A 26,340-nucleotide genomic window follows, 5' to 3' on the forward strand; every position below is an offset into this window, starting at 1 on the left:
AATTTGCAACAGGCGTCACACGCGAGCCGGCACTGCAAAGGCGGTTCGGGAAGCATTTGAGGTCGATCGCCGCCCGGCGAAAGCAGCGGCTCGCCGACACCACCTGCCTGCCGAAGCGTTGAGCAAGGGATGACGCTTTTTCACACCTTACGCGACGGTTCAAACTAGCCCACTATTGAGGCACTTCACCCCGTGCAAGCGCATCAGCGAATGTTGGATCCAACGACTAACGGCCTGCATTCCGGCGAAACCCCGCTCCTCAGGACGATCGGGCTTACCAAGCGCTATGGGGATTTCCTCGCCAACGATGCCATCGACATCGATATCTGGCCGAAAGAGATCCACGCGCTGCTGGGCGAGAACGGCGCCGGCAAGTCGACGCTGGTCAAGGCGATCTACGGGCTGATCCAGCCCAGCGCCGGCGATATTTTCTGGAACGGCAAGCCGGTCGCGCTGACCGGTCCCTCGGAAGCTCGCAGTCGCGGCATCGGCATGGTGTTCCAGCATTTCTCGCTGTTCGACAATCTCACCGTCGCCGAGAACGTCGCGCTCGGCCTCGATGGGAGAGAGTCTTTCAAGGACATCTCGGCACGGCTTGAGCAGGTGTCGAAGACTTATGGTCTGCCGCTCGATCCCAAACGCGAGGTCTGGCAATTGTCGGTCGGCGAACGCCAGCGCATCGAGATTGTCCGCGCGCTGATGCAGGATCCGCAATTCCTGATCCTGGACGAACCCACCGCGGTGCTGACCCCGCAGGAAGTCGACCAGCTCTTCATCGTGCTGGAGCGGCTCAAGGCCGAAGGCCGCGCCATCCTCTACATCAGCCACAAGCTCGAAGAGGTGAAGCGCCTGTGCGACACCGCGACGATCCTGCGCGGCGGCAAGAAGGTCGAGACGTGCAATCCCAGGCTTGAGACCGCCGCATCGCTCGCGCGCATGATGGTCGGCGGCGAGGTCAAGCAAGTGAAAGCGGCCGCCGGCCGGAAGACCACCGTGCCGCGCCTCGTCGTCAACGACCTCACGCTCGCTCCTGGCGAGGCGCATGGCGTGCGGCTCGAGCATATCTCGTTCGAGCTGAAGGGTGGCGAAATCCTCGGCATTGCCGGAGTCGCGGGCAACGGCCAGGACGAATTGTTCGCTGCACTGTCCGGCGAGCGCTTGTCGAGGGACCCCGGCACGATCGTGATCGAAGGCCTTGCTGCCGGCCACCTCTCGATCACGCAGCGCCGCAAGCTCGGCGCGGCTTTCGTTCCCGAAGAGCGGCTCGGCCACGGCACTGCGCCGCGCATGAAGCTTTCGGAGAACGCGCTGCTCACCGGGCACGCCGCCAGCGGTATGGTCCATCACGGCTTCATCGACACCGCCGCGACGCTGAAGACGGTCGATCGCACGACCGAGACGTTCGACGTCCGCAAGGCCAAGCGCGATCCGGAAGCCGCGAGCCTCTCCGGCGGCAATCTGCAAAAGTTCATCGTGGGACGCGAGATCCTGCGCAACCCCGCGGTGCTGGTGGTGAGCCAGCCGACCTGGGGCGTCGACGCGGGCGCTGCCGCCGTCATTCGCCAGGCGCTGCTTGATCTTGCAACCGCCGGTGCCGCCGTGCTCGTCACCAGTCAGGACCTCGACGAGCTCGCGGAAATCGCCGACCGCATTGCCGTGATGTTCCACGGCCATCTGACCGCCCCGCTCGCCATCAGCGAGGCGACCCGCGAAAAACTCGGGCTGTTGATGGGCGGCAGCACGCTGGAGCCGAAGGAGGCCGTGCATGCAGTTGGTGCTTGAGAAGCGCGCGGAACGTTCCAACACGATCGCACTGATCTCTCCGCTGATCGCGATCGGCCTCACGATCGTGACGATGGTCATCCTGTTCGCGATTCTCGGCAAGAATCCGCTGCTCGCCCTGCACGCCTTATTTCATCGCGCCTTTGACCGACAGCTATTCGCTCCAGGAAATCGCGGTGAAGGCGACGCCGCTGGTGATGATCGCGATCGGGCTGTCGCTCTGCTATCTCGCCAACGCCTGGAACATCGGCGCCGAAGGGCAGTTCCTGATCGGCGCAGTCGCCGGAAGCTGGATTGCGGTGAAGACGCAAGGCACCGACGCCGGCGTCTGGGTGCTGCCGGTCATGCTTGTGCTCGCCGCCGCAGCGGGCGCGCTCTACGCGCTGATCCCGGCGATCTGCAAGGTGAAGTTCGGCGCCAGCGAAATCCTGACCAGCCTGATGCTGGTCTATGTCGCCGACCTCTTCCTCGACTATCTCGTGCGCGGGCCATGGCGCGATCCGCACGGTTTCAACTTCCCGACTACGGCCGAGTTCGATCCGGTCGCAACGGTGCCGCTGCTGATCGAAGGCGGCCGGCTGCATCTCGGCTCCATCGTCGCGCTGCTGGTCGTCGCGGCGGTGGCCATATTGCTCGGACGCACCATCAAGGGATTCGAGATTCGCGTGGTCGGTGCAGCGCCCCGCGCCGCGCGGTTCGGCGGCTTCAATTCCAATCAGTTGGTCATCCTGACCTTCGCGGTCACCGGCGCGCTCGCGGGCCTCGCCGGTATCATCGAGGTCGCAGGACCGGTCGGGCATCTCCAGCCCGGCATCTCGCCGGGCTACGGTTTTACCGCGATCATCGTTGCCTTCCTCGGCCGATTGAACCCGCTTGGAATATTAATTGCAGGCCTTTTTCTCGCGTTGACCTTTATCGGCGGCGAGCAGGCGCAGATCACAATGAAGGTTCCGTTGGACGTCACCAAGGTTTTTCAGGGCATCCTGCTGTTCTACGTGCTCGCCTGCGATTCCCTCATTCTTTACCGCTTCAAGCTGGTTTTCCCGAACCGACAGGTGGCTCGTGGAACTGGTTGAAGCCATCATCCTCGCGGTGCTCGCCGCCTCGACGCCGCTTCTGATCGCGGCGACCGGCGAGCTCGTGACCGAACGATCCGGCGTGCTCAATCTCGGGGTCGAGGGCATGATGATCGTCGGCGCCGCCTGCGGCTTTGCCGGCGCTTGGCTAACCGGTTCGATCTTTATTGGCGCGCTGTTCGGCATCGTCGCCGGCACGATGATGTCGCTGGTCTTCGCGCTGATGGCGCTCGGGCTTGCGGTCAACCAGGTTGCGACAGGTCTCGCACTGACCATCCTCGGCGTCGGTCTGTCCGGCCTGATCGGCGCTGGCTTCGTCGGCGAGCGCATCACGCCGGCAGTGCATCTCTACGTCCCCGGTTTGACCGACATCCCGCTGATCGGCCGCGTGCTGTTCGGCGAGGACGCCTTCATCTATTTCTCGCTGGCGCTGGTCGTCGGCGTCTGGTGGTTCCTGTACCGCACGCGACCGGGCTTGATCCTGCGCGCCTGCGGCGACAACCACGTCTCCGCGCATGCGCTCGGCTATCCCGTGCTGCGCATCCGCACCTTCGCCGTGATGTTCGGCGGCGCCTGCGCCGGACTTGCCGGCGCTTATCTGCCGCTCGCCTATACGCCCTTCTTCATTCCGGGCATGACTGCAGGCCGCGGCTGGATCGCGCTGGCGCTGGTGGTGTTCTCGTCCTGGCGGCCCGGCCGACTCGTGGTCGGCGCCTACCTGTTCGGGGCGGTGACGATCCTGCAACTGCACGCGCAGGGTTGGGGCGTCGGCATTCCCTCGCAGTTCATGTCGGCGCTGCCTTACCTTGCGACCGTCATCGTGCTGGTCCTGCTCTCCCGCGCGCGCACCGGCGGATCGACCGCGCCGGCCGCGCTCGGCACCGTGTTCGTGCCGGATCGCTAGCGTTTCATTTCTGCTGCGTGCGCGATGGGGCGCGCACGTTGCGGATCGTGGCTTTCCCCTGATGTTTGGAGATTGATGATGAGGAAATCACTTCTTGCGCTGGCTGCCGGGCTTTTGCTTGCCGGAAGCGTCAGCGCAGCCTCCGCCGCCGACAAGCTGAAAGTCGGCTTCATTTACCTCGGCCCGATTGGCGATCTCGGCTGGACCTATCAGCATGAGCTGGCACGCCAGGCGCTGGTGAAGGAGCTCGGCGACAAGATTGAGACCACCTATCTGGAAAACGTGCCTGAAGGTCCCGACGCCGAGCGGGCCATCGAGCAGCTCGTCCGCGCCGGCAACAAGCTGATCTTCACGACATCGTTCGGCTACATGGATCCGACGCTGAAGGTCGCGAAGAGATACCCGAACGTGCATTTCGAGCACTCGACCGGCTACAAGCGCAATCCGAACATGTCGACCTACTCGGCCAAATGGTACCAGGGCCGCTATATCCAGGGCCTGATCGCGGCCAAGATGTCGAAGTCCGGCGTGCTCGGCTATATCGGCTCGTTCCCGATTCCGGAGGTCGTCTCCGGCATCAATGCGACGATCCTGGCGGCGCAGACCATCAACCCGAACATCAAGGTGAAGATCATCTGGGCCAACACCTGGTTCGATCCGGGCAAGGAGGCCGACGCCGCCAAGGCGCTGATCGACCAGGGCGCCGACGTCATCATGCAGCACACGGATTCGCCGGCGGCGATGCAGATCGCCAGCGAACGCGGCAAGCTCGCCTTCGGCCAGGATTCCGAGATGATCAAGTTCGGGCCGAAGACCCAGCTGACCTCGATCCTCGACACCTGGGGTCCCTACTACATCGCCCGCGTCAAGGCGGAACTCGACGGCACCTGGAAATCCGAGGACACCTGGGGCGGCCTCGACAGCCACATGTTCGCGATGGCGCCCTACACCAACATGCCCGACGACGTGAAGAAGATCGCCGAGGATGCCCAGGCCGCGATCACCGCGGGCAAGCTGCATCCGTTCAAATGCCCGGTCGTTGGGCAGGACGGCAAGCCGGTCGAGTGCAAGGGCGGCGCAAATCTCGACGACGGCCAGATCCTCGGCATGAATTTCTACGTCAAGGGCATCGACGACAAGCTGCCGGGAAAGTAGCACGCTTCTTGCATCGCCTAAATCACCTGCTCCTCCCGGAGGAGGTTCGGAGGGGGTGGCCAGAAGCACCCGGCACTTGTGGTCGCCCCCTCTTTTATTTTCGCCGGGATGTTATCCCGCCTGCATCGTCCGCGCCGCCGAACTGTGGCGGCGGATGAGGTCAGGGACGTCCAGCCCCGGGATCGCGCCGTCGATCACGGCCCATTTTCCCGCCACCATCACCCGGTCGGCCCGATGCGCCCCGCACAGCACCAATGCGGCCAGCGGATCGCCGTGGCCGGAGAAGCGCAATTCGTCGAGCCTGAACAACGCGAGATCGGCAGACTTGCCGACCGCGATCTCGCCGAGTTCCGGCCGGCCCACACACGCCGCCGACCCCTTGGTAGCCCAGCGCAGCGCATCCTTGTGGCTGACCTTCGTCACCCCGTAGCGGGCACGTTGCAGCAGGAAGGCGGTCCGCACCTCCTGCATCAGGTTCGATCCATCGTTCGAGGCCGAGCCGTCGACACCGATGCCGATGCCGACACCGGCCTCCTCCATCTCGCAGACAGGGCAGCAGCCGGAGGCCAGAATCTGGTTGCTGCACGCGCAATGGCTGATGGTCGTCTTTGCCTTGCCGAGCCGCTTCATTTCCTCGGCGTTGAAGAAGATGCCATGGGCGAGCCACGTCCGCGCATTGAGCCAGCCGCATTGCTCGAGATAATCGAGCGGACGGCAACCATACATGTCCTGGCAGAATTTGTTCTCGTCCTCGGTTTCGGCGAGGTGGGTGTGCAGACGCACGTCGAGCTTGTCGGCGAGATCGGCGGTCGCGCGCATCAGGGACGTCGTCACCGAGAAGGGTGAGCACGGTGCGAGCGCGATCTGCACCATCGCATCCGCACCGCGCTGATGGTGCCTGGCGACCACGCGCGCGCTGTCCGCGAGGATGGTGTCCTCATCCTGCACGACGCTATCGGGCGGCAGGCCGCCGTCGCGCTGCGACAGGTTCATCGAGCCGCGCGTGAGCAGCACCCGCACGCCGAGCCGTCTTGCGACTCCGACTTCGATATCGACAGCGTCTTCGAGTCCCGCCGGAAACACGTAGTGATGATCCGTCGTGGTGGTGCAGCCGGAGAGCAGAAGCTCCGACATCGCAACCGTGACAGCGAGCTCGAGCGCATCCGGCGTCAGCTTCGCCCATACCGGATAGAGCGCCTGGAGCCAGGGAAACAGCTCGCGGTCCATCGCCGCCGGCAGCGCCCGTGTCAGCGTCTGGTAAAAATGGTGGTGGGTGTTGATGAGTCCCGGCAGCACGACGTGGTCGCCAGCATCGAACACCGCAACATCCGCGGTTGCGGGTACACCGCCGGCCGGCACGAGTTCGACGATCCGACCGTCCTTCACCACGACCCCGCGCTCGGCCCCGTCGGCCAGGATAGCCAGGGGATCCCTGATCCAGATCGGCTTTGCATCGCTCATGATCCCGCTCCTCCTCACATCCGTAGACGGCGGCCGCCCCATGCGGAAGCCGCCCGAACGCCTTCCAGCTAGCTACTTGTTGTTGCGACTTGGCTCCGGTCTTGCAAGACTCTCTTGCATGATTCACGGGGCGGAAGCGTTGGCGCAGCCATGGATTTGAATACCATCACGACAGTGGCTCATCCGCAAACGCGCGCCCAGCTGCCGATTTGGACGGCAGGTGATGCTTGGCTCGCGGGCGGCACCTGGCTGTTCTCGGAGCCGCAGGTCCACCTCACTCGGCTCATCGATCTGGCCGACCTGAAATGGCCGGCACTGACCGTCACCGAGAGCCATCTCGGCATCGCCGCCACGTGCACCGTTGCGCAGCTCGATGGACTCGTCTGCCCACCCGGCTGGTTCGCGGCGCCGCTGATCAACCAGTGCTGCCGCGCCTTCCTTGCATCGTTCAAGATCTGGAAGACTGCAACCGTCGGCGGCAATCTCTGCATGTCGCTTCCGGCGGGACCGATGATCTCGCTCACCGCCGCGCTCGACGGGGTCTGCACCATCTGGAAGGCAGACGGAGGCGAACGGAAGATACAAGTCACCGAATTCGTCACCGGCAACCAGCGCAATCGTCTCGCGACAGGGGACCTGCTCCGGCAGATCGATATCCCGATTGCCGCGTTGAAGCGTCGCGCGGCCTTTCGCCAGATCTCGCTGGCGCCGGTCGGCCGCTCGGCGGCGCTTCTGATCGGCAGCCTGGATACCGACGGCACGCTGAAGCTCACGGTCACCGCATCGACGGTCCGACCGATCCAGCTGTCCTTTCCCAAGCTGCCCAACGCGAGCGCGCTCCGCGATGCGATCGAGCAACACGTCACCGACGAGCTTTACCACACCGACATCCACGGCAAGCCGCTCTGGCGCAAGCACATGACACTACGGCTTGCCGAAGAGATCCGTGACGAACTCCTGGGCGCGGCACCATCATGAGCTTCGAGGTCAACGGCAAACCGTTTTCGCAAGCACCGCGCGCCGGCCAGTGCCTGCGCACGTTCCTGCGCGAGCTCGGCCATTTCGGCGTGAAGAAGGGCTGCGACGCCGGCGATTGCGGCGCTTGCACCGTGCTGCTCGACGGCGAGCCGGTGCATAGCTGCCTGATCCCGGCCTTCCGCGCCGAGGGGCGCGCCGTCACCACGATCGAAGGTCTCGGCGGGGACAGCGGCGCACATCCGATGCAGCAGGCCTTCCTCGATGCGCAAGGCTTTCAATGCGGCTTCTGCACCGCCGGCATGATCCTGACCTGTGCCTCGCTCAACCAGGCGCAGCGCACCGATCTCGGCGTGGCGCTGAAGGGCAATATCTGCCGCTGCACCGGCTATCGTTCGATCGAGGATGCGCTGCTCGGCAAGTCCAATCTCGATGAGAACGTCGAGGCCGGCGCCGCATTCGGCCGCAGCCTGCCGGCGCCAGCAGGCCCTGACGTCGTGCGCGGCAAGGCGCGCTACACGTTCGACACGCAGATTGACGGCCTGCTGCATATCAAGCTGCTCCGTTCACCGCACGCCCACGCGAAGATCGTCGCGATCGACAAGTCTGCGGCGCTGAGCATTCCCGGCGTGCACGCGGTGCTGACGCATGAGGATGCGCCTACGGTGCTGATCTCGACCGCGCGGCACGAGAAGGACTGGATGGATCCCGAGGACACCCGGATCCTTGACGACGTTGTCCGCTTCATCGGACAGAAGGTCGCCGCCGTCGTCGCAGACAGCGAAGCCGCCGCCGAGGACGCCTGCCGCCGGCTGAAGGTCGATTACGAGCTTCTGCCTGCGCTGATCGACCCTGAAAAAGCGATGGCGCCGGGTGCACCTGTCATTCATCCTGACCGCACCACTGCGAACCGGATCGCCGACGCCCAGCGCAACCTCGCCGCGGAGACGCATGGCGAATTCGGCGATGTCGCAGCTGCGCTCGCGACGTCCGCCGTCACTTACGAGGCTACCTTCCACAGTCACCGTGTGCAGCACGCCGCATTGGAGACCCATGGCGGCCTGGCGTGGCTCGATGCTTCGGGCGTGCTCAATGTACGCACCTCGACGCAGGTGCCGTTCCTGACCCGGCGCGCGCTGTCCGATATCTTCGAGCTTCCCATCGACAAGGTCCGCGTGTTCTGCGAGCGCGTCGGCGGCGGCTTTGGCGGCAAGCAGGAGATGTTCGTCGAGGACATTCTGGCGCTCGCCGTGCTCAAGACCGGGCGGCCGGTGAAGCTGGAGCTCACCCGCGAGGAGCAGTTCATCGCGACCTCGACGCGACATCCGATGCGGGTCCACATCAAGGCCGGTGCGGACGCGGACGGCAGGCTCACCGCGCTCCAGCTCAACGTGCTCTCCAACACCGGCGCCTACGGCAATCACGCCGGCCCCGTGATGTTCCACTCGCTGTCCGAGTCCATCGCCGTCTACAATTGCCCGAACAAGAAGGTCGACGGCTACGCGGTCTACACCAATACGGTGCCGGCAGGCGCGTTCCGCGGTTATGGCTTGCCGCAAACACTGATCGCGACCGAAGCCGCGATCGACGAGCTGGCAAGGCAGCTCGGCATCAGCCCCTACGAGATGCGCCGGCGCAACGTCGTCAAGCCCGGCGATCCCATGCTGTCGCCGCCACCGTCGGAATTTCACGACGTGCTCTATGGCTCCTATGGGCTCGACCAGTGCCTCGATCTCGTCGGGCGCTCAATGCGGGCCGATGGTCCCCAACCGGACCTCTCGCCGGAGTGGCTGATCGGCGACGGCCTCGCGCTGACCATGATCGACACGGCGCCCCCGGCCGGCCATCTCGCGGATGCCATGGTCGCGCTCAACGATGAGGCCGGCTTCGACCTCACGGTCGGCACCGCCGAGTTCGGCAACGGCACCAGCACCGTGCACCGACAGATCGCGGCGACAACGCTTGCGACCACGGTCGACCGGATTCGCCTGCGCCAGTCCGACACCGCCCATGGTGGCCACGATACCGGCGCCTACGGCAGCGCGGGCACGTTCGTCGCCGGCAAGGCGACGCATGCGGCAGCCATGCAGCTTGCGACCGAGCTGAAGACGGCCGCCGCCGGCGCATGGCTCTGCGACGTCGGGAGCTGTACGCTCGAAAGCGAGGCCGTTGTCAGTGGCGTGCGGCGCATGGCCTTTGTGGAATTGGCAAAGCTCGCGCGCGAACGCGGCCAGCCTTTCGCCGGCACCGGCAATTCCAGCGGCACGCCGCGTTCGGTCGGCTTCAACGTGCAGGGCTTTCGCGTCGCCGTGAACAAGGGTACCGGCGAGCTCAAAATTCTCAGGAGCGTGCATGCGGCTGATGCCGGTGTCGTCGCCAATCCCATGCAGTGCCGCGGTCAGGTCGAAGGCGGGGTCGCGCAGGCGCTCGGTGCCGCGCTCTACGAGGAGATGGTGATCGACGCGGACGGCCGCGTCACCAACCCGAAATTCCGCGACTACCACCTGCCCTCCTTTGCCGACGTGCCGCGCACCGAGGTTTTCTTCGCCGAGACATCCGACACGGTCGGACCGTTGGGGGCGAAGTCGATGAGCGAGAGCCCGTACAATCCGGTCACCGCCGCGCTCGGCAACGCGATTGCCGATGCCACCGGCATCCGCTTCACCGCGCCGCCCTTCAAGCCGGATCGGCTGTTTCCGGCGCTGCGCGACAAGTTCGGTAATTAGCTGCCGCGATAGGTCGAATAGCTCCACGGCGTGACCAATAGCGGCACGTGGTAGTGCCCCTCCGGCTCGCTGATCGCGAAGCGCAGCGGGATCTCGTCGAGGAACGGCGGATCGGCGAGCTGCACGTTGCGCTCGGCGTAATATTTGGCCACGCTGAATCGGAGTTCATAGCGGCCGATCGGCAACGGACGACCGCCGATCAGCGGCTGATCGGTGCGGCCGTCCGCATTGGTGACGGTGCGCGCGATCACGCGGCTCTCGCCGAGCGCGGAGAGTTCAACGAGCTCCACGGGGATGCCCGGCGCGGGCTTGCCGACGTGATTGTCCAACACATGGGTCGACAGCAGGCCATGGACCCTGAGCTTGTCATCGGCTGCGACGAGCTGATCGAGCCGCAACGCCGAGATACGGCCAATCTCCTCGATCGCACGTCGCGTCTCGGTCTTGGCGATATTGCGCAACCGCGTCTCGAAGTCGGCCAGCACGGAATCCTTGGTGTGACGACGCACGCAGACGATATAGGGAATGCCGAACTTGTCACGATAGGCGTTGTTGACACGCTCGAACGCTGCGTATTCGGCCTCTGACAGCCGGTCGAGCCCGGCGCTGTTCTGCTCGTCGGTCGATTCCTCCGTGAGCCCCGCCGCGCGCTGGGTCTTGTTGGCGAGGTCCGGATGCGCCCGGATCAGCGCCAATTGCACGTCGGGCTCGGCACTCTGGATCGCCGCCATCACCGCGGCGTGCAACTGGTTGATGCCGGCGAACGGCCGCTTCGTGGCGAGTTGCCCGGCGATCCACGGTGAATATTCGACGACGTTGGCAAGCGCGGCAACGAAACCGGCTTCGTCGGCGGCATTGAGATCAGACAGCGAGATCTGCGACATCGCCCTCATCCGATCTCGAATGCGTCGGCTGCAAGATGCGCAAGCTTGTCGTGCCAATGCTGTGCGATCTGCAACCGCGTCGGCACCCAGACGCGCTCGTGCTTGCCGATGTAGTCGAGGAAGCGGATCAGCCCCGCCGCGCGGCCGGGTCGGCCGGCGAGTCGACAGTGCAGGCCGACCGACATCATCTTCGGCGCGCTCTCGCCTTCGACATAGAGTACGTCGAAGGCATCCTTCAGATAGGTGAAGAACTGCTCGCCTTCGGCAAAGCCTTGCGGGTTGATGAACCGCATATCGTTGGCGTCAAGCGTATAGGGAATGACGAGTTGCTTGCCGCTCGCGCCCTTGACCCAATAGGGGAGATCGTCGGCGTAGGAGTCGCAGAGATAGAGGAAGCCGCCCTCCTCCATCAACAGACGGTTGGTGTTGTTCGAGGAACGCCCGGTGTACCAGCCGAGCGGCCGCGATCCAGTCGCCTCGGTGTGGACGCGGATCGCTTCCGCAATCTCCGCGCGCTCCTGCGCCTCGGTCATGTCCTTGTGCTCGATCCATTTCAGGCTGTGGCTGGCGATGTCCCAGCCCGCCTCCTTCATGGCAGCCACGATTTCCGGATTGCGCTTCAACGCCGTGGCGACACCGAACACGGTGGCCGGCCACTTTCGCTCATTGAACATTCGCCACAGCCGCCAGAAGCCGGCGCGCGAGCCATACTCGAACATCGATTCGATATTGGCGTGGCGCTGGCCGGGCCAAGGCTGCGCGCCGAGCACGTCGGACAAAAAGGCTTCCGAAGCGCGATCGCCGTGCAGGATGCTGTTCTCGCCGCCCTCTTCGAAATTGACGACGAACTGCACCGCGACCCGCGCATCACCGGGCCATTGCGGGTGCGGCGGGTTGCGGCCGTAACCGCGGAGATCGCGCGGGTAGCGGGCGTCAGTCACTCAGACTTCCTCGAAGCGGATCGGCAGAGCGCCCTTCCACAGCACGCTCTTGCCGAGCGTTGCCAGATTCTCCAGGCCAGAGGTCAGCGTAATGAAATGATTGCCGGCGAGCTGGCCCATCTTGCTTGCGAAGCTCACGCCGCCATAGGCCATCAGGATCTCGGTCTCGCTGATGCCGCCGGGATAGAGGATGATCTGGCCGGGCGCGGGATAGCTGGTGTGGTTCTCGTAGCCGACCCCGAAATCGAGGTCGCCGAGCGGCATCCACACGCCCTCGCCGCTCCAGCGCACATGGATGATGTGGCTTTCGAACGGCAGCGCCTTGCGGAACGCGGCGACAGTTTTGGGCGCCAGCTGCTCCTCGAAACGGGCATCGAAGGTGAAGTCGCCGGCGCGGATAACGAGTTTGCTCATCTCATCTCTCTGGATCGGGGCGGTGGCCCCCGGGATACTCTCACGGGGAACTCTTGGGCAAAAAGCATTCCATCGAGCTTCGCGCAAGGGCGAGGGCCGTATCACCTGCGGTCGTAGGACAAGCCGAAAACGCCGCTCCGCCGCGTCTCCGGCTCCGGCTCGGCGGCAGGCTGCGGCGCCTCCCTCAGTTCCGCCTGCGGTGGCGGGGGCGGCACCGGCAGATTCTCGCATTTCATGGAGTAAACCAGCTTGCCGTCCGCTGTACGCCCGATCGGCGCGCAGGGGTCCGGATGCGCCGCCGAGGTTTTTGGGGTCAGCTTGACCTGCGCCACGGCCGGCGAGGCGAACAGGAGAAGGACCAGCAGATATCTCGACATCATTGTCGCCTAAAAACCAATTGGCCGCATTGAACCGGATTGCTGCGGGCAAGTCCATCGGCGCCACGAGCACGATTGCCGAATATTTAGCCGGGACCCGGTGCTCACTCTCGTGTCCCGGACAAGCTGCAGCGCCTCTTAGCGTTGCGGCGCAGAGCCGGGACCCAGAAGCCGCGAATTCTCTGCAGCATGGGCCCCGGCTCTGCAGCGCACCGCAAGGCGCTGCGCTGCGTCCGGGGCACGAGAGCGAAGTGTGGTGCACACTCTCTCAAGTCGTCTTTGCGAGCGCAGCGAAGCAATCCAGAGTCCCTCCGCGGTAAGACTCTGGATTGCTTCGCTGCGCTCGCAATGACGAAGTATGAGGCGGCAGCGCCACTCTTCCAGCTCGCATCCACTTCAATTGCAGACACACCTTCGCATCCTCGCGGCGCATTTCGCCCGAGCTTTGCTTGGTCGCTCCACCCTCTTGTCCAGGAGGGCACAGGGAAGGCCGGGTGCCGGCTGGCACCCGCGGTCCGCTGCGCGAAAGGTAGCGCAAGGAAACCGCACAGCAGCATACAGGTGTAGCCAATCACTCGGCCTTCCCTGCGCAGTGGCTTTACGGCTTATGCCGTGCTCTCCCGGGAGCCGAGTTCCTGTTGGCCTCCCTCGCCTTCACGAAAGTCGCGGACACCGCGCCGGTTGACGCGAATGCCGCATCCGCAAAGGCTTGACCGTAGCAACGACGGCCAGGACCACACGGTTTTGCCGTACGCACGGCTCGCTTGTCGCCACCGGTTTCGACGACGTTGTGCACGTTGCCGCCGACCTGATGACGAGACGAACCTGACAGCGCCGCTCGTCGGCACGAAGCCTCGGGCTCACGGAGAGCAATCCGCCCTGCCCGCACTTTCGCGCCCGACGCTGCCGCGTCCACCGCAAGCCCGGCTCTACGACCATCACGACACATGGTCGCCCCTCAAGGGTGAGCCGGGATGGGCGACACATACGCCAAAACCGAATTTCGGTAAAGCGGAATCTTTTTCCCGGAGAGGATTGACGCACCCGCGACACAGGTCGCGCAATGAGACGCCTCGCGCAGAAGCAACAAGGGGCGGTGCAAAACACCGCCCCTTGGCGCGATAGAGACTGCGGCGAGGACAGGCGCCTAATACGGCTGATAATAGCCGCGCGGACCATAGTAGGGACCGCCGCCGTAATAGCCCTGGCCTCCGTAGTAAGGACCGGGGCCGTAATTATAGCGGTCCTCGTAGTACTCCTGGCGCCTGCTCTCTGCGATCGCGCCGCCGATCAGACCTGCCGCCACGCCCATGAAGGCGAGGCCTGCTGCGTTCGGGCCTCGACGATAATAGCGGTGGCGGCGAGCAGCGCTGAAATCGGTGGCAGCCGGAGCGGCCGGGCTCGCTGCAGCGGCCTTGGGCGCGGGCGAGTTGGCAGCCGAAGGCGTGATAGAGGCTGTAATCAGAACAAGACTTGCGAAAGCTGCCAACACAAGGTTGCGGCCGGCTGCAGAAATCATCGGTCCCTTATTCATCTTGACCTTCCTCTGTTCTCGCTCAAAGCGACATAATCAAACGAGACATAATGCGCAAACCACTGAAATGGTTTCCTGATCGCGGCAATCTGTCACGCTTTGAACGATTGTAAACAGACGACCAAATCTAGCTTGAACCATCCAACATGAGCGGATAATGAACAGCCGCGCCGTTTTTTTCGGTCGCCGTAAGCGTTTTACGTGAACCAACGCATCAACCGACGTCGTCGGGATCGATGCCATTTTCAGGTTCACCGTGACTGACCCGTCCTATTCCAAAGAGAAATCAGATGATTGCGGTTCGCAAACTGCCGGCGCGCTATGCGCCGATCGTGATGCCATTCGTGCTGTCCATCCTCATGACAGCCGTGGTGTCGGTCATTTCCACGCTTCGGAGCCTCGGCGCGACGCCGGCGTTCCTCGCCACGTGGCCGGGCGCCTGGGCGCTGTCCTGGCTCGTCGCCTTTCCGACGCTGCTGATGGTGCTGCCACTGGTCCGCCGGATCGTGGCTAGCGTCGTCGCGGCTCCCTCCCAACCGGGCCGATAGAAGGCGCGGACGGCGGCGCATGACGCACGCCGTCCCGCTTTCGCGTGTCCTTACGATAGCGCGCCGAGCACGCCGCGCGTCGCCTTGTCGATCTCCTCGACATAGCGGCGTCGGACGAACGTCTCGGTGAGGAAGCCGACCACCTTGCGGCTGTCGGTGGAATCGACCACCGCGAGCATCTCGGCTTCCGCTTCGTCGAACACCGCCATTGCCGATTTCACGTTCATTTCCGGGATCAGCACGATCTCGGTCAGGCGGGCGAGCTCGATCACCTGGATCTCGTCGGCGATGGTGTCGAGGTCGCCGGAGAACAGATCGGGCAGCAGGACGAGCCCGACATATTCGTCCGCATTGTTGACGATGACGATACCCGGACGCGATCCCAGCGGGAATTCGCCGCGGACCGCCGCGATGGTCGTAGTCGACGGCACCTTGCCGACGTCGGAGCGCATCAGCCGCTCGACGGTGAGGTTGCGCAGCCAGCCGACATCGTTGGCGCTGCGGATGGTCTCGCCACGCAGATGCAGGCGCCAGGTCGAGAAGGAGTGTCCGAACATGAAGCGGACGCAGATCGAGGTGACGATGCAGCCGGCGAGCACCACGGCGGTGACGTCGACGTTGCGGGTCATCTCGAGCACGAGGAACGACATGGTCAAGGGACCGCCGACGATGGCGACGCCGAGCGTCGCCATGCCCGTCAGCATCGCGACCAGCGGGTCGATCACGAAGTTCGGGCTGATCAGCAACAGCACCGCGGAAAAGAACTTTCCGATCAGGCTGCCGACAAACAGCGAGGCAAAGAACAGCCCACCGCGGAAGCCCGAGGCGAGCGAGATCAGGCAGGCCGTCACCTTCAAGGCGATGATCAGCGCGATCAGGCCGATCGTCATGTCGTGAAAGAGATCGAGCACCATGGCGCCGTGGCCGGCCGCCAGCACCTGCGGTGTGACGATCGCAAAGCCGCCGACGATGAGGCCGCCGATCACCGGGCGCAGCCAGATCGGCATCCATTTGAACAGGCGCTCGAACATCGAGGACGAGCGCATCACGGCGATGCCGACGCCGCTGGTGACAAGTGCAAGCCCGATCAACGCGATATATTGCTCGACGCCGACAGCGCTGACCTTCGGTATTTCGAGCGAGTACGGTGCGCCGCCGAGCCATTGCGCGGTCAAGGCGCCGGCGAGCGAGGCCGCCAGGATCGGGGCGGCGCTGCCGACCGAATAGACGCCGACAATCAGCTCGCAGGCGTAGAAGGCCCCGGTGATCGGTGCACCGAACGCCGCCGCGATCGCAGCGGCAGCGCCGCAGCCGACGATCAGGCGCAGATCGTTGCGGCGCAGATTAAAGAACTTGCCGAACAGCGACGCGATACCCGAGCCGATCTGGGTATAGCCGGCCTCGAGACCGACGGATGCGCCGCAGCCGTTCGAGATCAGCGTCTGGCTCGACACCACCAGGCTGTCGCGCATCGACAGATTGCCGCCGCGCAGCGCGTTCGCCTCGATCGGGTCGACCGCGTTGGAGATCTTCCACCGCCGCCGCCACCACTCCATGATACCGAGCGCCAGCCCGCCCAGCGCAGGCGCGATCAGCGCGGCCCAGGGGCTGACGCGCGCGTTGGCGGAAAGGCGGACGTCGATGGGAATGCCGTAGATCACCATATGAGCAATCTGCGCAATCTCGGCCATCAGCGTCACGACGGCGCCGGCAAGCGTGCCGATCACGAGGGCGAGCGGGATCAGATAGAATTCGTTGCTGCGCAGCAGCGCCCGCAGCCGAACCATGACGCGGTTCGTCCCCTTGCGATCGGTGAGATGTCTGATCCGAAGGAACACTCTCTCCCGCCCTACTCTTCCGACATGCCGTAACCGGACATGCGCTGGCGGACCCGCTCGATCTCGGCGCTCGAAAGCAGCGGCGGCTCTCCGATCTGGAGGCAGCCGTGATATTGCCGCGCCAGTGTCTCGACCTCGACCGCGAGCCACATCGCCTTGTCCAGCGACTTGCCGACCGCGATCATGCCGTGATGGTCGAGCAAGCAGGCGAGCCGGTCCTCCAGCGCCCGCACCGCATGTTCCGACAGCTCGACCGTTCCGAAGGTGGCATAGGGCGCGCAGCGGATGCTGTCTCCGCCGGCGGCTGCGATCATGTAGTGCACGGGCGGGATCTCCATGCCCATGATCGCGAGGATGGTGCAATAGGTCGGATGAGCGTGGACGACGGCGTTGACGTCCTGCCGGGCCTTCAGGATGTCGAGGTGGAAGCGCCACTCGCTGGACGGCTTCTGACTGGGCGCATGTGAGCCGTCCATCGCCATGAAGACGATCTGGTCCGGCGTCATGGCGTCATAGGGCACGCTGGTCGGTGTGATCAGAAGCCCGTCCACATGGCGGACGCTGATATTGCCCGAGGTGCCCTGGTTGATGCCGAGCGCATTCATGCGGCGGCAGGCGCCGATGATGGCCTGTCTCTTGTCGAGCTCGTCCGCTGTCATCGAGATATCGAATTCCTGACGATGGGCGCTTGTTAGACGGGGAGTACGTCAAAGCAATGTGGCAGCGCAAGAGAAAGCAGACCGGATCGCCCGCGATCACGCCGGCGCTCTCGCCGCATCGTGAAATACTCATGAAAATCAATGCATTAACAGATTGTCACAGCCCTACGGCAAGCTCGCCCGGACGGCCGCGATCCCGTTGATCACGAACTGCACCGAATAGGCCGCGAGCAGCATGCCGAGCACCCGCGAAAGCACGGCGTTGCCGGTGCGCCCAAGGGTGCGCGCGATCATGTTCGCGGAGGCAAAGCAGAGCATGCAGATGAGGCAGACGCAGAGCACGACCGCGATGATGATCGCGAGCCTCGCCCCGTAGCCGGCATCGCCCGAAAGCAGCAGCGTGGTCGCGATCGCGCCGGGACCGGCCATCATCGGGATCGCCAGCGGGAATATCGCGACATCGGAGGCATGCTCTGACGTCGCCTTGTCGGCCTCGCGGGCCTCGCGATGCGGACGGTCGCCGAAGATCATCTGGTAGGACACGCCGAACAGCAGCAGCCCGCCGGCGATCTGGAAGGCGGGGATGCCGATCCCGAGCTGGCGCAGGAGCCAGTTTCCGATCAGCGCGATCACCACCAGGATCGACGCCGCAATCAGCGGCGCGCGCAGCGCGATGGTGCGTTTGGTCTTGTCGGGCATGCCTCCGGTCGCGGCGAGGAAAGCCGGCGCAAGGCCCACGGGATCGACCACGAGCAACAGCGTCACGAAGGCCGACAGGGTGAAGTCGATCATGTCTCGGTGGGCTCCCTGGACGCAGGAACGATGGCTGGCGGACTGACTTAGCCCGGCAGAACCGCTTTGAAAATCACCGGAGATGCACAATGAGTGACAGTGGAATTGGAATGTTGCTGGGCCACCTCTCGGCCAATTTGCTCTGGCTCTGGTTCATCGGAGCCTTCCTGCTCGGTGCGGTTCTCGTCTATGGCGTGTCGAAATCGGGACGCCTGCGGCGCAGCGAGCGCGCACAGCTCGACCGCAACACCGAGACGCGGCAGCGGCAGGAAGATCCTCATAAGCGCCCGACCTGAACGATCGCCGTGAGCGCAGGTTGCAGTTTGGAACTTTCGTTCTCGCAAAGGTTTTGATCGCCTGAGGATCGAGGAAGGCGATGCCTTCCCGTGTCACCTCAAGAGGAGGATCTATGGCCAAACGAGCAAAGAAACGTACAACCAAGAAGACCGCGGCGCGGCGCCCGCGTCAGGCACCGAAGATGTTGAGCGATCTGTTTCTGGAGACGCTGAAGGACATCTATTTCGCCGAGAACAAGATCATCAAGACCTTGCCCAAGATGGCCAAGGCCGCAAACTCGAAGCAGCTCGCGGCGGCCTTCAACAAGCATCTGCGCGAGACGCAGGGCCAGGTCAAACGTCTGGACCAGATCTTCAAGATGCTGGGCAAGCCGGCCCGCGGCAAGCCTTGCGAAGCGATCAACGGCATTACCGACGAAGGCGCCGAGATCATGAAGGAGTTCAAGAACGCACCTGCGCTCGACGCCGGCCTGCTCGCAGCTGCGCAGGCGGTCGAGCACTATGAGATCTCCCGCTACGGCACCTTGCGCACCTGGGCCGAGGAGCTCGGCATGCAGGACGCAGCAAGATTGCTGCAGGCGACGCTGGACGAGGAAGAGGCGACCGACCACGCCCTGACCGAGCTCGCCACTTCCGTGATCAACCTCGAAGCGGAAGAGGAATACCGCAAAGCGGCCTGAGCCGCTCACGCCTGACAACGCAACGCCGCGGCCCGGCAGGCCGCGGCGCTTGTCTTTTCGGATCGCACGATCCGCATGGCACGTCCGCGCCGCCGGGCTGGAATTCCCGGGAACCAGCCCCATATGCAGCATTCCCCACCGCCGAGCCTGCATCATGCAACCCAAAAATCCCCTCGACTGGATGCTGTCCGAAGCCCTGGACCAGCTGACCCGCGCCGAACGGCTGCGTCAGCAGTTCGGTCGCCAGGAGGCCTGCTGGGAGCCGCCGATAGACGTGCTCGAAACCGAGCATGAGCTGCTGATCCTGGTCGCGCTTCCCGGCGTCAATCCCGACAATGTCGAAACTGTCATCCATGACGGCGTGCTCGTCATCTCCGGCCAGCGCACCCTTCCGCCGGAGCTTCGCAACGCCCGCATCCACCGGCTCGAGTTGCCGCAGGGCCGCTTCGAGCGGCGCATCGTGCTTCCCGTCGGCCGCTACGCCATCAGCCGCTTCGTGATGGACGGCTGCGTCGCATTGCGCCTTGCCAAATCCTGAGGTCGATCATGGCCACCGAGCAAATGAATACCGCACAGACCGATCCGCAAAACACTTCCGACGTGAAGATTCCCGAAGACGCGCTGATCATCATCGCCGTGCGCGACATGGTACTGTTTCCCGGCGCCATCGGGCCGATCGCGATCGCGCGGCCGAAGTCGATCGCCGCCGCACAGCAGGCGCTGCGCGAGCAGCGGCCGATCGGCATCGTCCTGCAGCGCAGCCCCGAGACCGACGAGCCCGGGCCGGACGACCTCTACCGGGTCGCGACCATCGCCAACATCGTGCGCTACATCACCGCGCCCGACGGCACCCATCACATCGTCTGCCAGGGCGTGCAGCGCGCGCGCATCCTCGACTTCCTGCCGGGGACGCCGTTCCCGGCCGCGCGGATCCAGCAGATTCCGGAGCCGACTGCGAACTCGCCCGAGATCGAGGCGCGCGCGCTGAACCTGCAGCGCCTGGCCATCGAGGCCATCGAACTGCTGCCGCAGGCGCCGCCGGAGCTGGTCGCGATGTTCCAGAGCACCACCGCGCCCGGCGCGCTGGCCGACCTGGCGACCTCGTTCATGGACATCAAGGCGCAGGACAAGCAGGAGGTTTTGGAGACCATCGACCTCGCTTTGCGTGTCGAGAAGGTGTCGAAGCATCTGGCCGAACGGCTGGAGGTGCTACGCATCAGCAATGAAATCGGCCAGCAGACCCGCGCCAGCTTCGACGAACGGCAGCGCGAGGCGATCCTGCGCGAGCAGATGGCGACCATCCAGCGCCAGCTCGGCGAAGGCGACGGCAAGGCGGCCGAGGTCGCCGAGCTGACCGCTGCCATCGCCAAGGCCAACATGCCGCCCGAGGCGGATGCTCATGCGAAGAAGGAGCTGCGGCGCTACGAGCGCATGCCGGAGGCCGCCGGCGAAGCCGGCATGGTCCGTACCTATTTGGACTGGCTGATCGAGCTGCCCTGGGCGCTGCCCGCGGAGAAGCCGATCGACATCAAGGAAGCGCGCCGCATCCTCGACGCTGATCACTTTGGCCTGGAGAAGATCAAGAACCGGATCATCGAATATCTGGCGGTGCGCAAGCTCGCGCCGCAAGGCAAGGCGCCGATCCTGTGCTTCGTCGGGCCGCCCGGCGTCGGCAAGACCTCGCTCGGCCAATCCATCGCACGCGCGATGGATCGCCCCTTCGTGCGCGTCAGCCTCGGCGGCGTGCATGACGAGGCCGAGATCCGCGGCCACCGGCGCACCTATATCGGCGCGCTGCCCGGCAACATCATCCAGGGCATCAAGAAGGCCGGCACGCGGAACTGCGTCATGATGCTGGACGAGATCGACAAGATGGGCCGCGGCGTGCAGGGCGATCCTTCGGCTGCGATGCTGGAGGTGCTCGACCCCGAGCAGAACGGGACGTTCCGGGACAATTACCTGGGCGTGCCCTTCGACCTGTCGCGCGTGGTCTTCATCGCAACCGCCAACATGCTGGACCAGATCCCAGGTCCGCTGCTGGACCGCATGGAGCTGATCAGCCTCGCCGGCTACACCCAGGAAGAGAAGCTGGAGATCGCGCGGCGCTATCTGGTGAGGCGGCAGCTCGAGGCGAACGGCCTGACCGCCGAGCAGGCCGAGATCGAGCCGGAGGCGCTGAAGCTGGTGGTCAAGGGCTACACCCGCGAAGCCGGCGTGCGTAATCTCGAGCGCGAGATCGGCAAACTGTTCCGGCACGCCGCGGTGCAGGTCGCCGAGGGCACGGCTGTAAAGGTCGTCGTGACGCCGAAGGACATCGGCACAGTGCTCGGCCAGCCGCGCTTCGAGGGCGAGATCGCGCAGCGCACCAGCATTCCAGGTGTGGCCACCGGCCTTGCGTGGACGCCAGTCGGCGGCGACATCCTGTTCATCGAGGCTTCGCGTGTATCGGGCCGTGGCGGGATGATCCTGACCGGCCAGCTCGGCGAGGTCATGCGCGAGAGCGTGCAGGCTGCGATGACGCTGGTGAAGAGCAAAGCCTCGCAGCTCGGCATCGATCCGCAGCTGTTCGAGAAGAGCGACATCCACGTTCACGTGCCCGCAGGCGCGACCCCGAAGGACGGGCCGAGCGCGGGCGTTGCGATGTTCACGGCGCTGACGTCCCTGCTCACCAACCGCACGGTGCGCAGCGACACCGCCATGACCGGCGAGATCTCGCTGCGCGGCCTGGTGCTGCCGGTCGGCGGCATCAAGGAGAAAGTGGTGGCGGCCGCGGCTGCGGGTCTGAAGCGGGTGATGCTGCCGGCGCGCAATAAGCGGGATTACGACGACATCCCGCAGAGCGCGCGGGACAACCTCGAATTCATCTGGCTGGAGCGCGTCGACGAGGCCATCGCCGCGGCGCTCGAGCCGGCGGACGCCAAGGTCGAAGCGGCGGAGTGAATGCGATGAAGAAACTGCTGGAACGAGCAAAGCGATCGCGGAAGGCGCAGCGGCTGCGCCAGTTGCTCGATCGCGCCATCGACGGGGTTCGCGATGCGCTGGCGGCGCCAGGACCGCGGCTTCAGCCAGTCCCGGTCCGGGTGAAGCGCCGCAAGGGTTGAGCCCTCCGTCTCAAGTCCTCGCGGCAGCCCCAAACAAAAGGCCCCCTCGCTCGAGGGGGCCTTTGAGCTATTAGCCCACGGCGTCCTTGGCCGCCTTGACCGGGCGGGCGCGGACGATCTTCCGGGCCGGCTTGGCCTTGAACATCATCTCTTCACCCGTGAACGGGTTGGTGCCCTTGCGCGCCTTGGTGGCGGGCTTCTTGACGACCACGAATTTGGCGAAGCCCGGCACCAGGAACAGGCCGTTCTTCTTGAGCTCCTTGTGGCCGACTTCCGTCAGCGTCTCCATGACGCTCTTGACGTCGCGCTTGGAAAGCTCGGTGGTGGTCGCAATCTTTTCGATCAGCTGCGATTTGGACATTTGGGTTGGCATCGTGTCTCCTCTGATTCGTTGGCGGCTGCATATTAGACCAACCGGCGAAGGCCTATAGCCTTCTGCACAGTTTTGTCGCGGTTTTACGGGCTTTTTTGGCCCTCTGTGGCAAAAAACCCTGCATTTTAGCCACTTCCAGTGCGGAAGGAGCCTCGGGCAGCGGATTCTACCTTGTTTCAAAGGCCCGCACGTAGCCTTGCTAAAGCTGATTCGATACTTTCGACAAGCGACGACCGGCCTCTTTGTGGAAGGCCGGTCGCGATTCACCCTAGAAAATAAGGCTAGACGCGCTCGATGATGACGGCCGGGGCCATGCCGCCGGCCGCGCACATGGTGACGAGACCGCGCTTGAGGTCGCGCCGTTCGAGCTCGTCCAGCACGGTGCCGATCAGGATCGAGCCCGTGGCGCCGATGGGATGGCCGAGTGCGATCGAGCCGCCATTGACGTTCACTTTGGCACGGTCGAGCTTGAGGTCGCGGATGTATTTTTCCGCAACCACGGCAAAGGCCTCGTTGATCTCGAACAGGTCGATGTCGTCGATGGTCAGTCCCGCCTTCGCCAGCACCTTGCGCGTCGCCGGCACCGGCGCGTTCAGCATCAGGGTCGGCGAGTCCCCCATGTTGGCCATCGCAACCACACGGGCGCGCGGCTTGAGCCCATGCGCCTTCGCGTAAGCAGGCGACGCGAGAAGGATCGCGGCCGCGCCATCGACGACACCGGACGAGTTGCCGGCATGGTGCATGAAGTCGATGTCGAGGTCGGGGTACTTCTGCAGGATGAGACCGCGATACGTCGTGCCCTTGTCGTCGATCGCATAGTCAGCGACGGCGGGGAATGCCGGCTTGAGCGCGCTCAACCCTTCCATCGTGGTCTGCGGCCGCGGATATTCTTCATGGTCGAGCGCGAGGCTGCCGTCCTCGCGATGCACCGGAACGAGGCTCTTCCTGAAGTGGCCGTTCGCCATCGCATGTGCTGCGCGCTTCTGGCTTTCGAGCCCGAGTGCGTCGACGTCCCTCCGCGTGATGCCTTCCATGGTCGCGATCGCGTCGGCGCAGACGCCCTGATGCGACTGCGGATGCCGCGCACGCAGGCGCAGATTGCCGCTATCCATCATCATCGGACCGCCGCCGCGACGTCCTTCCATCGACATCATCTCGCAGCCGCCGGCAATGACGAGGTCTTCCGCACCCGCCATGATCGAGCTTGCGGCCATGTTGACGCTGGTGATACCGGAGCCGCAGAAGCGGTCGAGCGTCACGGCGCTCGCGCGCACGTCGTAGCCGGCATCCAGCGCCGACATGCGGCCGAGGTCGCCGCCTTGCGTTGCGACCTGCGCGCTGCAGCCCCAGATGATGTCGTCGACGTCGGCGGTGTCGATCCCGGTGCGCTCGGCGAGCGCGCGCAGCACGGTTGCACCCAGCTGCTGCGGATGGACGCCCGAGAGCGCCCCCTTGCCGGCCTTGCCGACGCCGCGCGGGGTCCGGCAGGCATCGATGATGAGTGCGTCGGTCATTGGCGTTATCCTCTTTTTGAATGGTTAGAGGCGTTTTGAATCAGGGGGCGAATGGAGTCAATGCGCGCTACCGGAACCCCTCGCCCCACCCCCGTCAGCGCCAGCCAAGCTCGTCGCGCCCCCGCAAGACGGGGCGAGGGAGAGCAATCACGCCCCCGCCGCGTTCTTCGCGATAACGTTGCGATAGAAACTGGCGCTGAGTTTCGGCGTACGGACCTGCGTGTCGAAATTGACGTGGTAGAGCCCAAAGCGCTTGTTGAGCCCGAACACCCATTCAAAGTTGTCCATCAGACTCCAGAGGAAGTAGCCGCGCACCGGTACGCCTTCTGCGGTGGCGCGCTGAAGCTGGGCGAGATAGTTGCGCAAAAACATGATGCGGTCGGTGTCGTAGATCTTGCCGTCGGGCGTCACGACGTCTTCGCCGGAGGTGCCGTTCTCGCTGATATAGATCGCATCGGTCTTCCAGATTTTTGCAGCGAGCTTCGGCACCCAGTAGAGCGTCTCCGGGCCGACGCGCAGCCAGTCCGAATTCATGTGCGGGAACGATTTCGGGATCGGCAGCGGCATGAAGCCCGCGCCCTGGTCGGAGGCCACCACATAGTTCTGCGGCGCGTAGATGTTGAGGCCGAGGAAATCGACCGGCGAAGAGATGATCTTCAGCTCGGCATCGGTGTATTTCGGCGCGTCGCGCCCGGCGAACTTCAGGAAGGCGTCGGTGTACTGGCCCGTCATGATGACGTTGAGATAGCCGGCGTTCATCTCGCGCAGCGCGATCTCGGCGGCGCGGACGTTCTCGGGCGTGTCGATCGCAGGCGCGCAGGCATCGATGTTCTCGGCCGGCCCGACCCGGGTGCCGCGGCGGCCATGGGCGCGTACCGCCTGCACCGCGAGCCCATGCGCGAGCGCACTGTTGTGCCTGATCTGGTTGACCTCGGCTTGCGGCAGCGTCAGGCCCGGCGCATCGATGCCGATGCCGTATCCGAAATAGACGAAGCGGCCGCTCTCGTTCAGCGTGAACACGTTCTTGACGCGATCGGTGAGATGCTCGGCGACATAGGCCGCGTAATCACCGAAGATCTTGCAGGTCTCCGTCGAGCGCCAGCCGCCGAAACGATCCTGAAGCGATTGCGGCAGGTCCCAATGATAGAGCGTCAGCCACGGCTCGATGCCGTTTTTGAGAAGCTCATCGACCAGGCGATTGTAGAAGTCGAGCCCCTTCGGATTCGGCTGGCCGTCGCCGTCCGGAAACACCCGCGGCCAGGCCACCGAGAAGCGATAGGCCTTGCAGCCAAGCTCCTTGATGAGCGCGATGTCCTCCTTGTACCGGTGATAATGCTCGTTGGCGCGGTCGCCGGTAGAGCCGTCCTCGATCTTGCCGGGAATGCGGACGAACTTGTCCCAGATCGAGGGACCCCGCCCGTCCTCGTTGACCGCACCCTCGACCTGGTAGGACGAGGTCGCCGTGCCCCAGAGGAAGCCCGCGGGAAAGCCGTCCATGCCTCGCGGCGCCGGTGCCCGCTTGATCTCGGCGGCCTCCAGGGGATTTGCCAGCCCGGCTGCGGACAATCCCGCGATTTTCGCGAACTGGCGACGCGAGACCTTGTCCGACATTGATGTTGCTCCGGGGTGATGCTCTTGCCGCGGCACCATGGCGAATCGCGGGTCGTTCGAGAAGCGGGCGAGCCGAGGGCTGAGGATGCAGAATTGCCGGATGCGACAACGCCGTCTGAAAGACCACGGCGATCGTCGGCCGACCTACCGAGGCCTGACGAGCGCACCCAAGTCCATCCACTCCTCGTCCGTGTACCGGAACGGGTAGGAGATGGCTGACGCCGAAACAGGGAAAACGGGCCAGGCGGTCGAGGTCAATTCGACCTCGGACAAACTTTCGACGACCGGGCTGTCTGTACTGCCCGTGAAGTGGCCGTGGCGACAGAATTGCCGAAAACATCCTGTGCCCATGTTAATTCGCCAAGCGGCGTGAGGTGAATGACACTGGAAAGAAGCCTGAGATCGCGACTTTCGCGAGGGCGCAGCAAAAAACGATGGTGGTTCAGGCTGACTTGGCCTCCAAACCGGTACACGGTCTTGTGTGCCTTACGCCCAGAACCATCAAACCGCTCCCGCGCCGTCCATGTACGAACCCAGATGCCTGGACCTGGCCTGCGGGTTAGCTCAGAGTTCCCAGCCCAATCCGGAAAGGAAGGGGTCAGTTCCCTGCGAGACGCGGGCCGTATGCTTGCAGAATGCCATAACCCCCTCAGAATTTACGACCAAAGTTGCCAAATGTGATGTATGGTGGAGCCATCG

General features: G+C 64.4%; 24 protein-coding genes and 1 pseudogene. 12 read left to right on the forward strand and 13 right to left on the reverse strand.

What is annotated here, in order from left to right:
- The first annotated feature begins 210 nt into the window (after window positions 1-210).
- The 4 genes and pseudogenes from ACVWW3_RS18290 to ACVWW3_RS18305 all read left to right on the forward strand — a co-directional run bounded on the left by ACVWW3_RS18290 (window position 211) and on the right by ACVWW3_RS18305 (window position 4,917).
- Window positions 211-1,782 carry an ABC transporter ATP-binding protein gene (locus ACVWW3_RS18290; RefSeq protein WP_456649116.1) on the forward strand — a complete coding sequence of 524 codons (1,572 nt, stop codon included), beginning with the start codon at window positions 211-213 and terminating at the stop codon, window positions 1,780-1,782.
- A pseudogene (locus tag ACVWW3_RS18295) lies at window positions 1,766-2,858 on the forward strand (ABC transporter permease). The gene ACVWW3_RS18290 and the pseudogene ACVWW3_RS18295 overlap by 17 nt, the downstream one beginning before the upstream one ends.
- Complete coding sequence (locus ACVWW3_RS18300; RefSeq protein WP_456649114.1) at window positions 2,845-3,762, forward strand: ABC transporter permease; 918 nt, start codon at window positions 2,845-2,847, stop codon at window positions 3,760-3,762. The pseudogene ACVWW3_RS18295 and the gene ACVWW3_RS18300 overlap by 14 nt, the downstream one beginning before the upstream one ends.
- Window positions 3,763-3,840: 78 nt before the next feature.
- Window positions 3,841-4,917: a BMP family ABC transporter substrate-binding protein gene (locus tag ACVWW3_RS18305; protein WP_456649113.1), complete on the forward strand. Its 1,077-nt coding sequence runs from the start codon at window positions 3,841-3,843 to the stop codon at window positions 4,915-4,917.
- Between the two features lie 111 nt (window positions 4,918-5,028).
- Here ACVWW3_RS18305 and ACVWW3_RS18310 read toward each other — a convergent pair whose 3' ends face one another.
- Complete coding sequence (locus ACVWW3_RS18310; protein ID WP_456649112.1) at window positions 5,029-6,378, reverse strand: 8-oxoguanine deaminase; 1,350 nt, start codon at window positions 6,376-6,378, stop codon at window positions 5,029-5,031.
- Between the two features lie 150 nt (window positions 6,379-6,528).
- Here ACVWW3_RS18310 and ACVWW3_RS18315 point away from each other — a divergent pair, with 150 nt between their 5' ends.
- Window positions 6,529-7,356: an FAD binding domain-containing protein gene (locus ACVWW3_RS18315; protein WP_456672047.1), complete on the forward strand. Its 828-nt coding sequence runs from the start codon at window positions 6,529-6,531 to the stop codon at window positions 7,354-7,356.
- On the forward strand, window positions 7,353-10,079 hold the full coding sequence (locus ACVWW3_RS18320; RefSeq protein WP_456649111.1) for a molybdopterin-dependent oxidoreductase: 2,727 nt from the start codon (window positions 7,353-7,355) through the stop codon (window positions 10,077-10,079). The genes ACVWW3_RS18315 and ACVWW3_RS18320 overlap by 4 nt, the downstream gene beginning before the upstream one ends.
- Here ACVWW3_RS18320 and uraD read toward each other — a convergent pair.
- The 5 genes from uraD to ACVWW3_RS18345 form a co-directional block, all read right to left on the reverse strand.
- Window positions 10,076-10,963, reverse strand: a complete 888-nt coding sequence (gene uraD, locus ACVWW3_RS18325; protein ID WP_456649110.1) for a 2-oxo-4-hydroxy-4-carboxy-5-ureidoimidazoline decarboxylase — start codon at window positions 10,961-10,963, stop codon at window positions 10,076-10,078. The genes ACVWW3_RS18320 and uraD overlap by 4 nt on opposite strands.
- Window positions 10,964-10,968: 5 nt before the next feature.
- Window positions 10,969-11,904, reverse strand: a complete 936-nt coding sequence (gene puuE / locus ACVWW3_RS18330) for an allantoinase PuuE (protein ID WP_456649109.1) — start codon at window positions 11,902-11,904, stop codon at window positions 10,969-10,971.
- Entirely contained in the window at window positions 11,905-12,318 is a 414-nt protein-coding gene (locus ACVWW3_RS18335) for a DUF3830 family protein (protein WP_247348369.1), read from the reverse strand.
- Between the two features lie 101 nt (window positions 12,319-12,419).
- Entirely contained in the window at window positions 12,420-12,698 is a 279-nt protein-coding gene (locus tag ACVWW3_RS18340; RefSeq protein ID WP_456649108.1) for a hypothetical protein, read from the reverse strand.
- Window positions 12,699-13,842: 1,144 nt separating this feature from the next.
- Window positions 13,843-14,229, reverse strand: a complete 387-nt coding sequence (locus ACVWW3_RS18345; RefSeq protein ID WP_456649107.1) for a hypothetical protein — start codon at window positions 14,227-14,229, stop codon at window positions 13,843-13,845.
- Window positions 14,230-14,519: 290 nt separating this feature from the next.
- On the opposite strand from ACVWW3_RS18345, the gene ACVWW3_RS18350 reads away from it, so the two are divergent.
- Window positions 14,520-14,777: a DUF2798 domain-containing protein gene (locus ACVWW3_RS18350; RefSeq protein WP_456649106.1), complete on the forward strand. Its 258-nt coding sequence runs from the start codon at window positions 14,520-14,522 to the stop codon at window positions 14,775-14,777.
- Between the two features lie 50 nt (window positions 14,778-14,827).
- Here ACVWW3_RS18350 and ACVWW3_RS18355 read toward each other — a convergent pair whose 3' ends face one another.
- The 3 genes from ACVWW3_RS18355 to ACVWW3_RS18365 all read right to left on the reverse strand — a co-directional run bounded on the left by ACVWW3_RS18355 (window position 14,828) and on the right by ACVWW3_RS18365 (window position 18,066).
- Entirely contained in the window at window positions 14,828-16,615 is a 1,788-nt protein-coding gene (locus ACVWW3_RS18355) for a chloride channel protein (RefSeq protein ID WP_247443879.1), read from the reverse strand.
- A gap of 11 nt (window positions 16,616-16,626) precedes the next feature.
- Window positions 16,627-17,274, reverse strand: a complete 648-nt coding sequence (locus ACVWW3_RS18360) for an L-fuculose-phosphate aldolase (RefSeq protein WP_456649105.1) — start codon at window positions 17,272-17,274, stop codon at window positions 16,627-16,629.
- Between the two features lie 165 nt (window positions 17,275-17,439).
- Window positions 17,440-18,066 carry a MarC family protein gene (locus ACVWW3_RS18365; RefSeq protein WP_456649104.1) on the reverse strand — a complete coding sequence of 209 codons (627 nt, stop codon included), beginning with the start codon at window positions 18,064-18,066 and terminating at the stop codon, window positions 17,440-17,442.
- 89 nt (window positions 18,067-18,155) lie between these two features.
- On the opposite strand from ACVWW3_RS18365, the gene ACVWW3_RS18370 reads away from it, so the two are divergent.
- From ACVWW3_RS18370 to ACVWW3_RS18390, 5 genes are all read left to right on the forward strand, one after another.
- Window positions 18,156-18,362: a hypothetical protein gene (locus ACVWW3_RS18370; protein ID WP_247443882.1), complete on the forward strand. Its 207-nt coding sequence runs from the start codon at window positions 18,156-18,158 to the stop codon at window positions 18,360-18,362.
- Between the two features lie 113 nt (window positions 18,363-18,475).
- The gene (locus ACVWW3_RS18375; RefSeq protein WP_354045218.1) at window positions 18,476-19,042 is read left to right on the forward strand and encodes a YciE/YciF ferroxidase family protein; all 567 of its coding nucleotides are present in this window, start codon (window positions 18,476-18,478) and stop codon (window positions 19,040-19,042) included.
- Window positions 19,043-19,196: 154 nt separating this feature from the next.
- Window positions 19,197-19,580 carry an Hsp20/alpha crystallin family protein gene (locus ACVWW3_RS18380; RefSeq protein ID WP_247443884.1) on the forward strand — a complete coding sequence of 128 codons (384 nt, stop codon included), beginning with the start codon at window positions 19,197-19,199 and terminating at the stop codon, window positions 19,578-19,580.
- Between the two features lie 8 nt (window positions 19,581-19,588).
- A complete protein-coding gene (gene lon / locus ACVWW3_RS18385) occupies window positions 19,589-21,982 on the forward strand; it encodes an endopeptidase La (RefSeq protein ID WP_456649103.1) in 2,394 nt (797 codons plus the stop codon).
- Window positions 21,983-21,987: 5 nt separating this feature from the next.
- The gene (locus ACVWW3_RS18390; RefSeq protein ID WP_211400320.1) at window positions 21,988-22,143 is read left to right on the forward strand and encodes a hypothetical protein; all 156 of its coding nucleotides are present in this window, start codon (window positions 21,988-21,990) and stop codon (window positions 22,141-22,143) included.
- Between the two features lie 70 nt (window positions 22,144-22,213).
- On the opposite strand, the gene ACVWW3_RS18395 is transcribed toward ACVWW3_RS18390, so the two are convergent.
- From ACVWW3_RS18395 to ACVWW3_RS18410, 4 genes are all read right to left on the reverse strand, one after another.
- Window positions 22,214-22,516 (reverse strand): HU family DNA-binding protein, encoded by a 303-nt coding sequence (locus tag ACVWW3_RS18395; protein WP_456649102.1) that lies wholly within the window; start codon window positions 22,514-22,516, stop codon window positions 22,214-22,216.
- 281 nt (window positions 22,517-22,797) lie between these two features.
- Window positions 22,798-24,030, reverse strand: coding sequence for an acetyl-CoA C-acetyltransferase (locus ACVWW3_RS18400; RefSeq protein ID WP_456649101.1), 1,233 nt, complete (start codon window positions 24,028-24,030; stop codon window positions 22,798-22,800).
- Window positions 24,031-24,177: 147 nt separating this feature from the next.
- Window positions 24,178-25,641 (reverse strand): GH1 family beta-glucosidase, encoded by a 1,464-nt coding sequence (locus tag ACVWW3_RS18405; protein WP_456649100.1) that lies wholly within the window; start codon window positions 25,639-25,641, stop codon window positions 24,178-24,180.
- 254 nt (window positions 25,642-25,895) lie between these two features.
- On the reverse strand, window positions 25,896-26,114 hold the full coding sequence (locus ACVWW3_RS18410) for a transglutaminase N-terminal domain-containing protein (RefSeq protein ID WP_456649099.1): 219 nt from the start codon (window positions 26,112-26,114) through the stop codon (window positions 25,896-25,898).
- Window positions 26,115-26,340: the final 226 nt, after the last annotated feature.

This window comes from Bradyrhizobium sp. LM2.9 (genome assembly GCF_054056555.1).

Bases quoted from the DNA above. Each gene is read 5' to 3' on its own strand.
- ACVWW3_RS18290 (WP_456649116.1), top strand. From the start codon at position 211: ATGTTGGATCCAACGACTAACGGCCTGCATTCCGGCGAAACCCCGCTC.
- ACVWW3_RS18305 (WP_456649113.1), top strand. From the start codon at position 3,841: ATGAGGAAATCACTTCTTGCGCTGGCTGCCGGGCTTTTGCTTGCCGGA.
- ACVWW3_RS18310 (WP_456649112.1), bottom strand. From the start codon at position 6,378: ATGAGCGATGCAAAGCCGATCTGGATCAGGGATCCCCTGGCTATCCTG.
- ACVWW3_RS18315 (WP_456672047.1), top strand. From the start codon at position 6,529: ATGGATTTGAATACCATCACGACAGTGGCTCATCCGCAAACGCGCGCC.
- ACVWW3_RS18320 (WP_456649111.1), top strand. From the start codon at position 7,353: ATGAGCTTCGAGGTCAACGGCAAACCGTTTTCGCAAGCACCGCGCGCC.
- uraD (WP_456649110.1), bottom strand. From the start codon at position 10,963: ATGTCGCAGATCTCGCTGTCTGATCTCAATGCCGCCGACGAAGCCGGT.
- ACVWW3_RS18335 (WP_247348369.1), bottom strand. From the start codon at position 12,318: ATGAGCAAACTCGTTATCCGCGCCGGCGACTTCACCTTCGATGCCCGT.
- ACVWW3_RS18340 (WP_456649108.1), bottom strand. From the start codon at position 12,698: ATGATGTCGAGATATCTGCTGGTCCTTCTCCTGTTCGCCTCGCCGGCC.
- ACVWW3_RS18345 (WP_456649107.1), bottom strand. From the start codon at position 14,229: ATGAATAAGGGACCGATGATTTCTGCAGCCGGCCGCAACCTTGTGTTG.
- ACVWW3_RS18350 (WP_456649106.1), top strand. From the start codon at position 14,520: ATGATTGCGGTTCGCAAACTGCCGGCGCGCTATGCGCCGATCGTGATG.
- ACVWW3_RS18360 (WP_456649105.1), bottom strand. From the start codon at position 17,274: ATGACAGCGGACGAGCTCGACAAGAGACAGGCCATCATCGGCGCCTGC.
- ACVWW3_RS18365 (WP_456649104.1), bottom strand. From the start codon at position 18,066: ATGATCGACTTCACCCTGTCGGCCTTCGTGACGCTGTTGCTCGTGGTC.
- ACVWW3_RS18370 (WP_247443882.1), top strand. From the start codon at position 18,156: ATGAGTGACAGTGGAATTGGAATGTTGCTGGGCCACCTCTCGGCCAAT.
- ACVWW3_RS18375 (WP_354045218.1), top strand. From the start codon at position 18,476: ATGGCCAAACGAGCAAAGAAACGTACAACCAAGAAGACCGCGGCGCGG.
- ACVWW3_RS18380 (WP_247443884.1), top strand. From the start codon at position 19,197: ATGCAACCCAAAAATCCCCTCGACTGGATGCTGTCCGAAGCCCTGGAC.
- lon (WP_456649103.1), top strand. From the start codon at position 19,589: ATGGCCACCGAGCAAATGAATACCGCACAGACCGATCCGCAAAACACT.
- ACVWW3_RS18390 (WP_211400320.1), top strand. From the start codon at position 21,988: ATGAAGAAACTGCTGGAACGAGCAAAGCGATCGCGGAAGGCGCAGCGG.
- ACVWW3_RS18395 (WP_456649102.1), bottom strand. From the start codon at position 22,516: ATGCCAACCCAAATGTCCAAATCGCAGCTGATCGAAAAGATTGCGACC.
- ACVWW3_RS18400 (WP_456649101.1), bottom strand. From the start codon at position 24,030: ATGACCGACGCACTCATCATCGATGCCTGCCGGACCCCGCGCGGCGTC.
- ACVWW3_RS18405 (WP_456649100.1), bottom strand. From the start codon at position 25,641: ATGTCGGACAAGGTCTCGCGTCGCCAGTTCGCGAAAATCGCGGGATTG.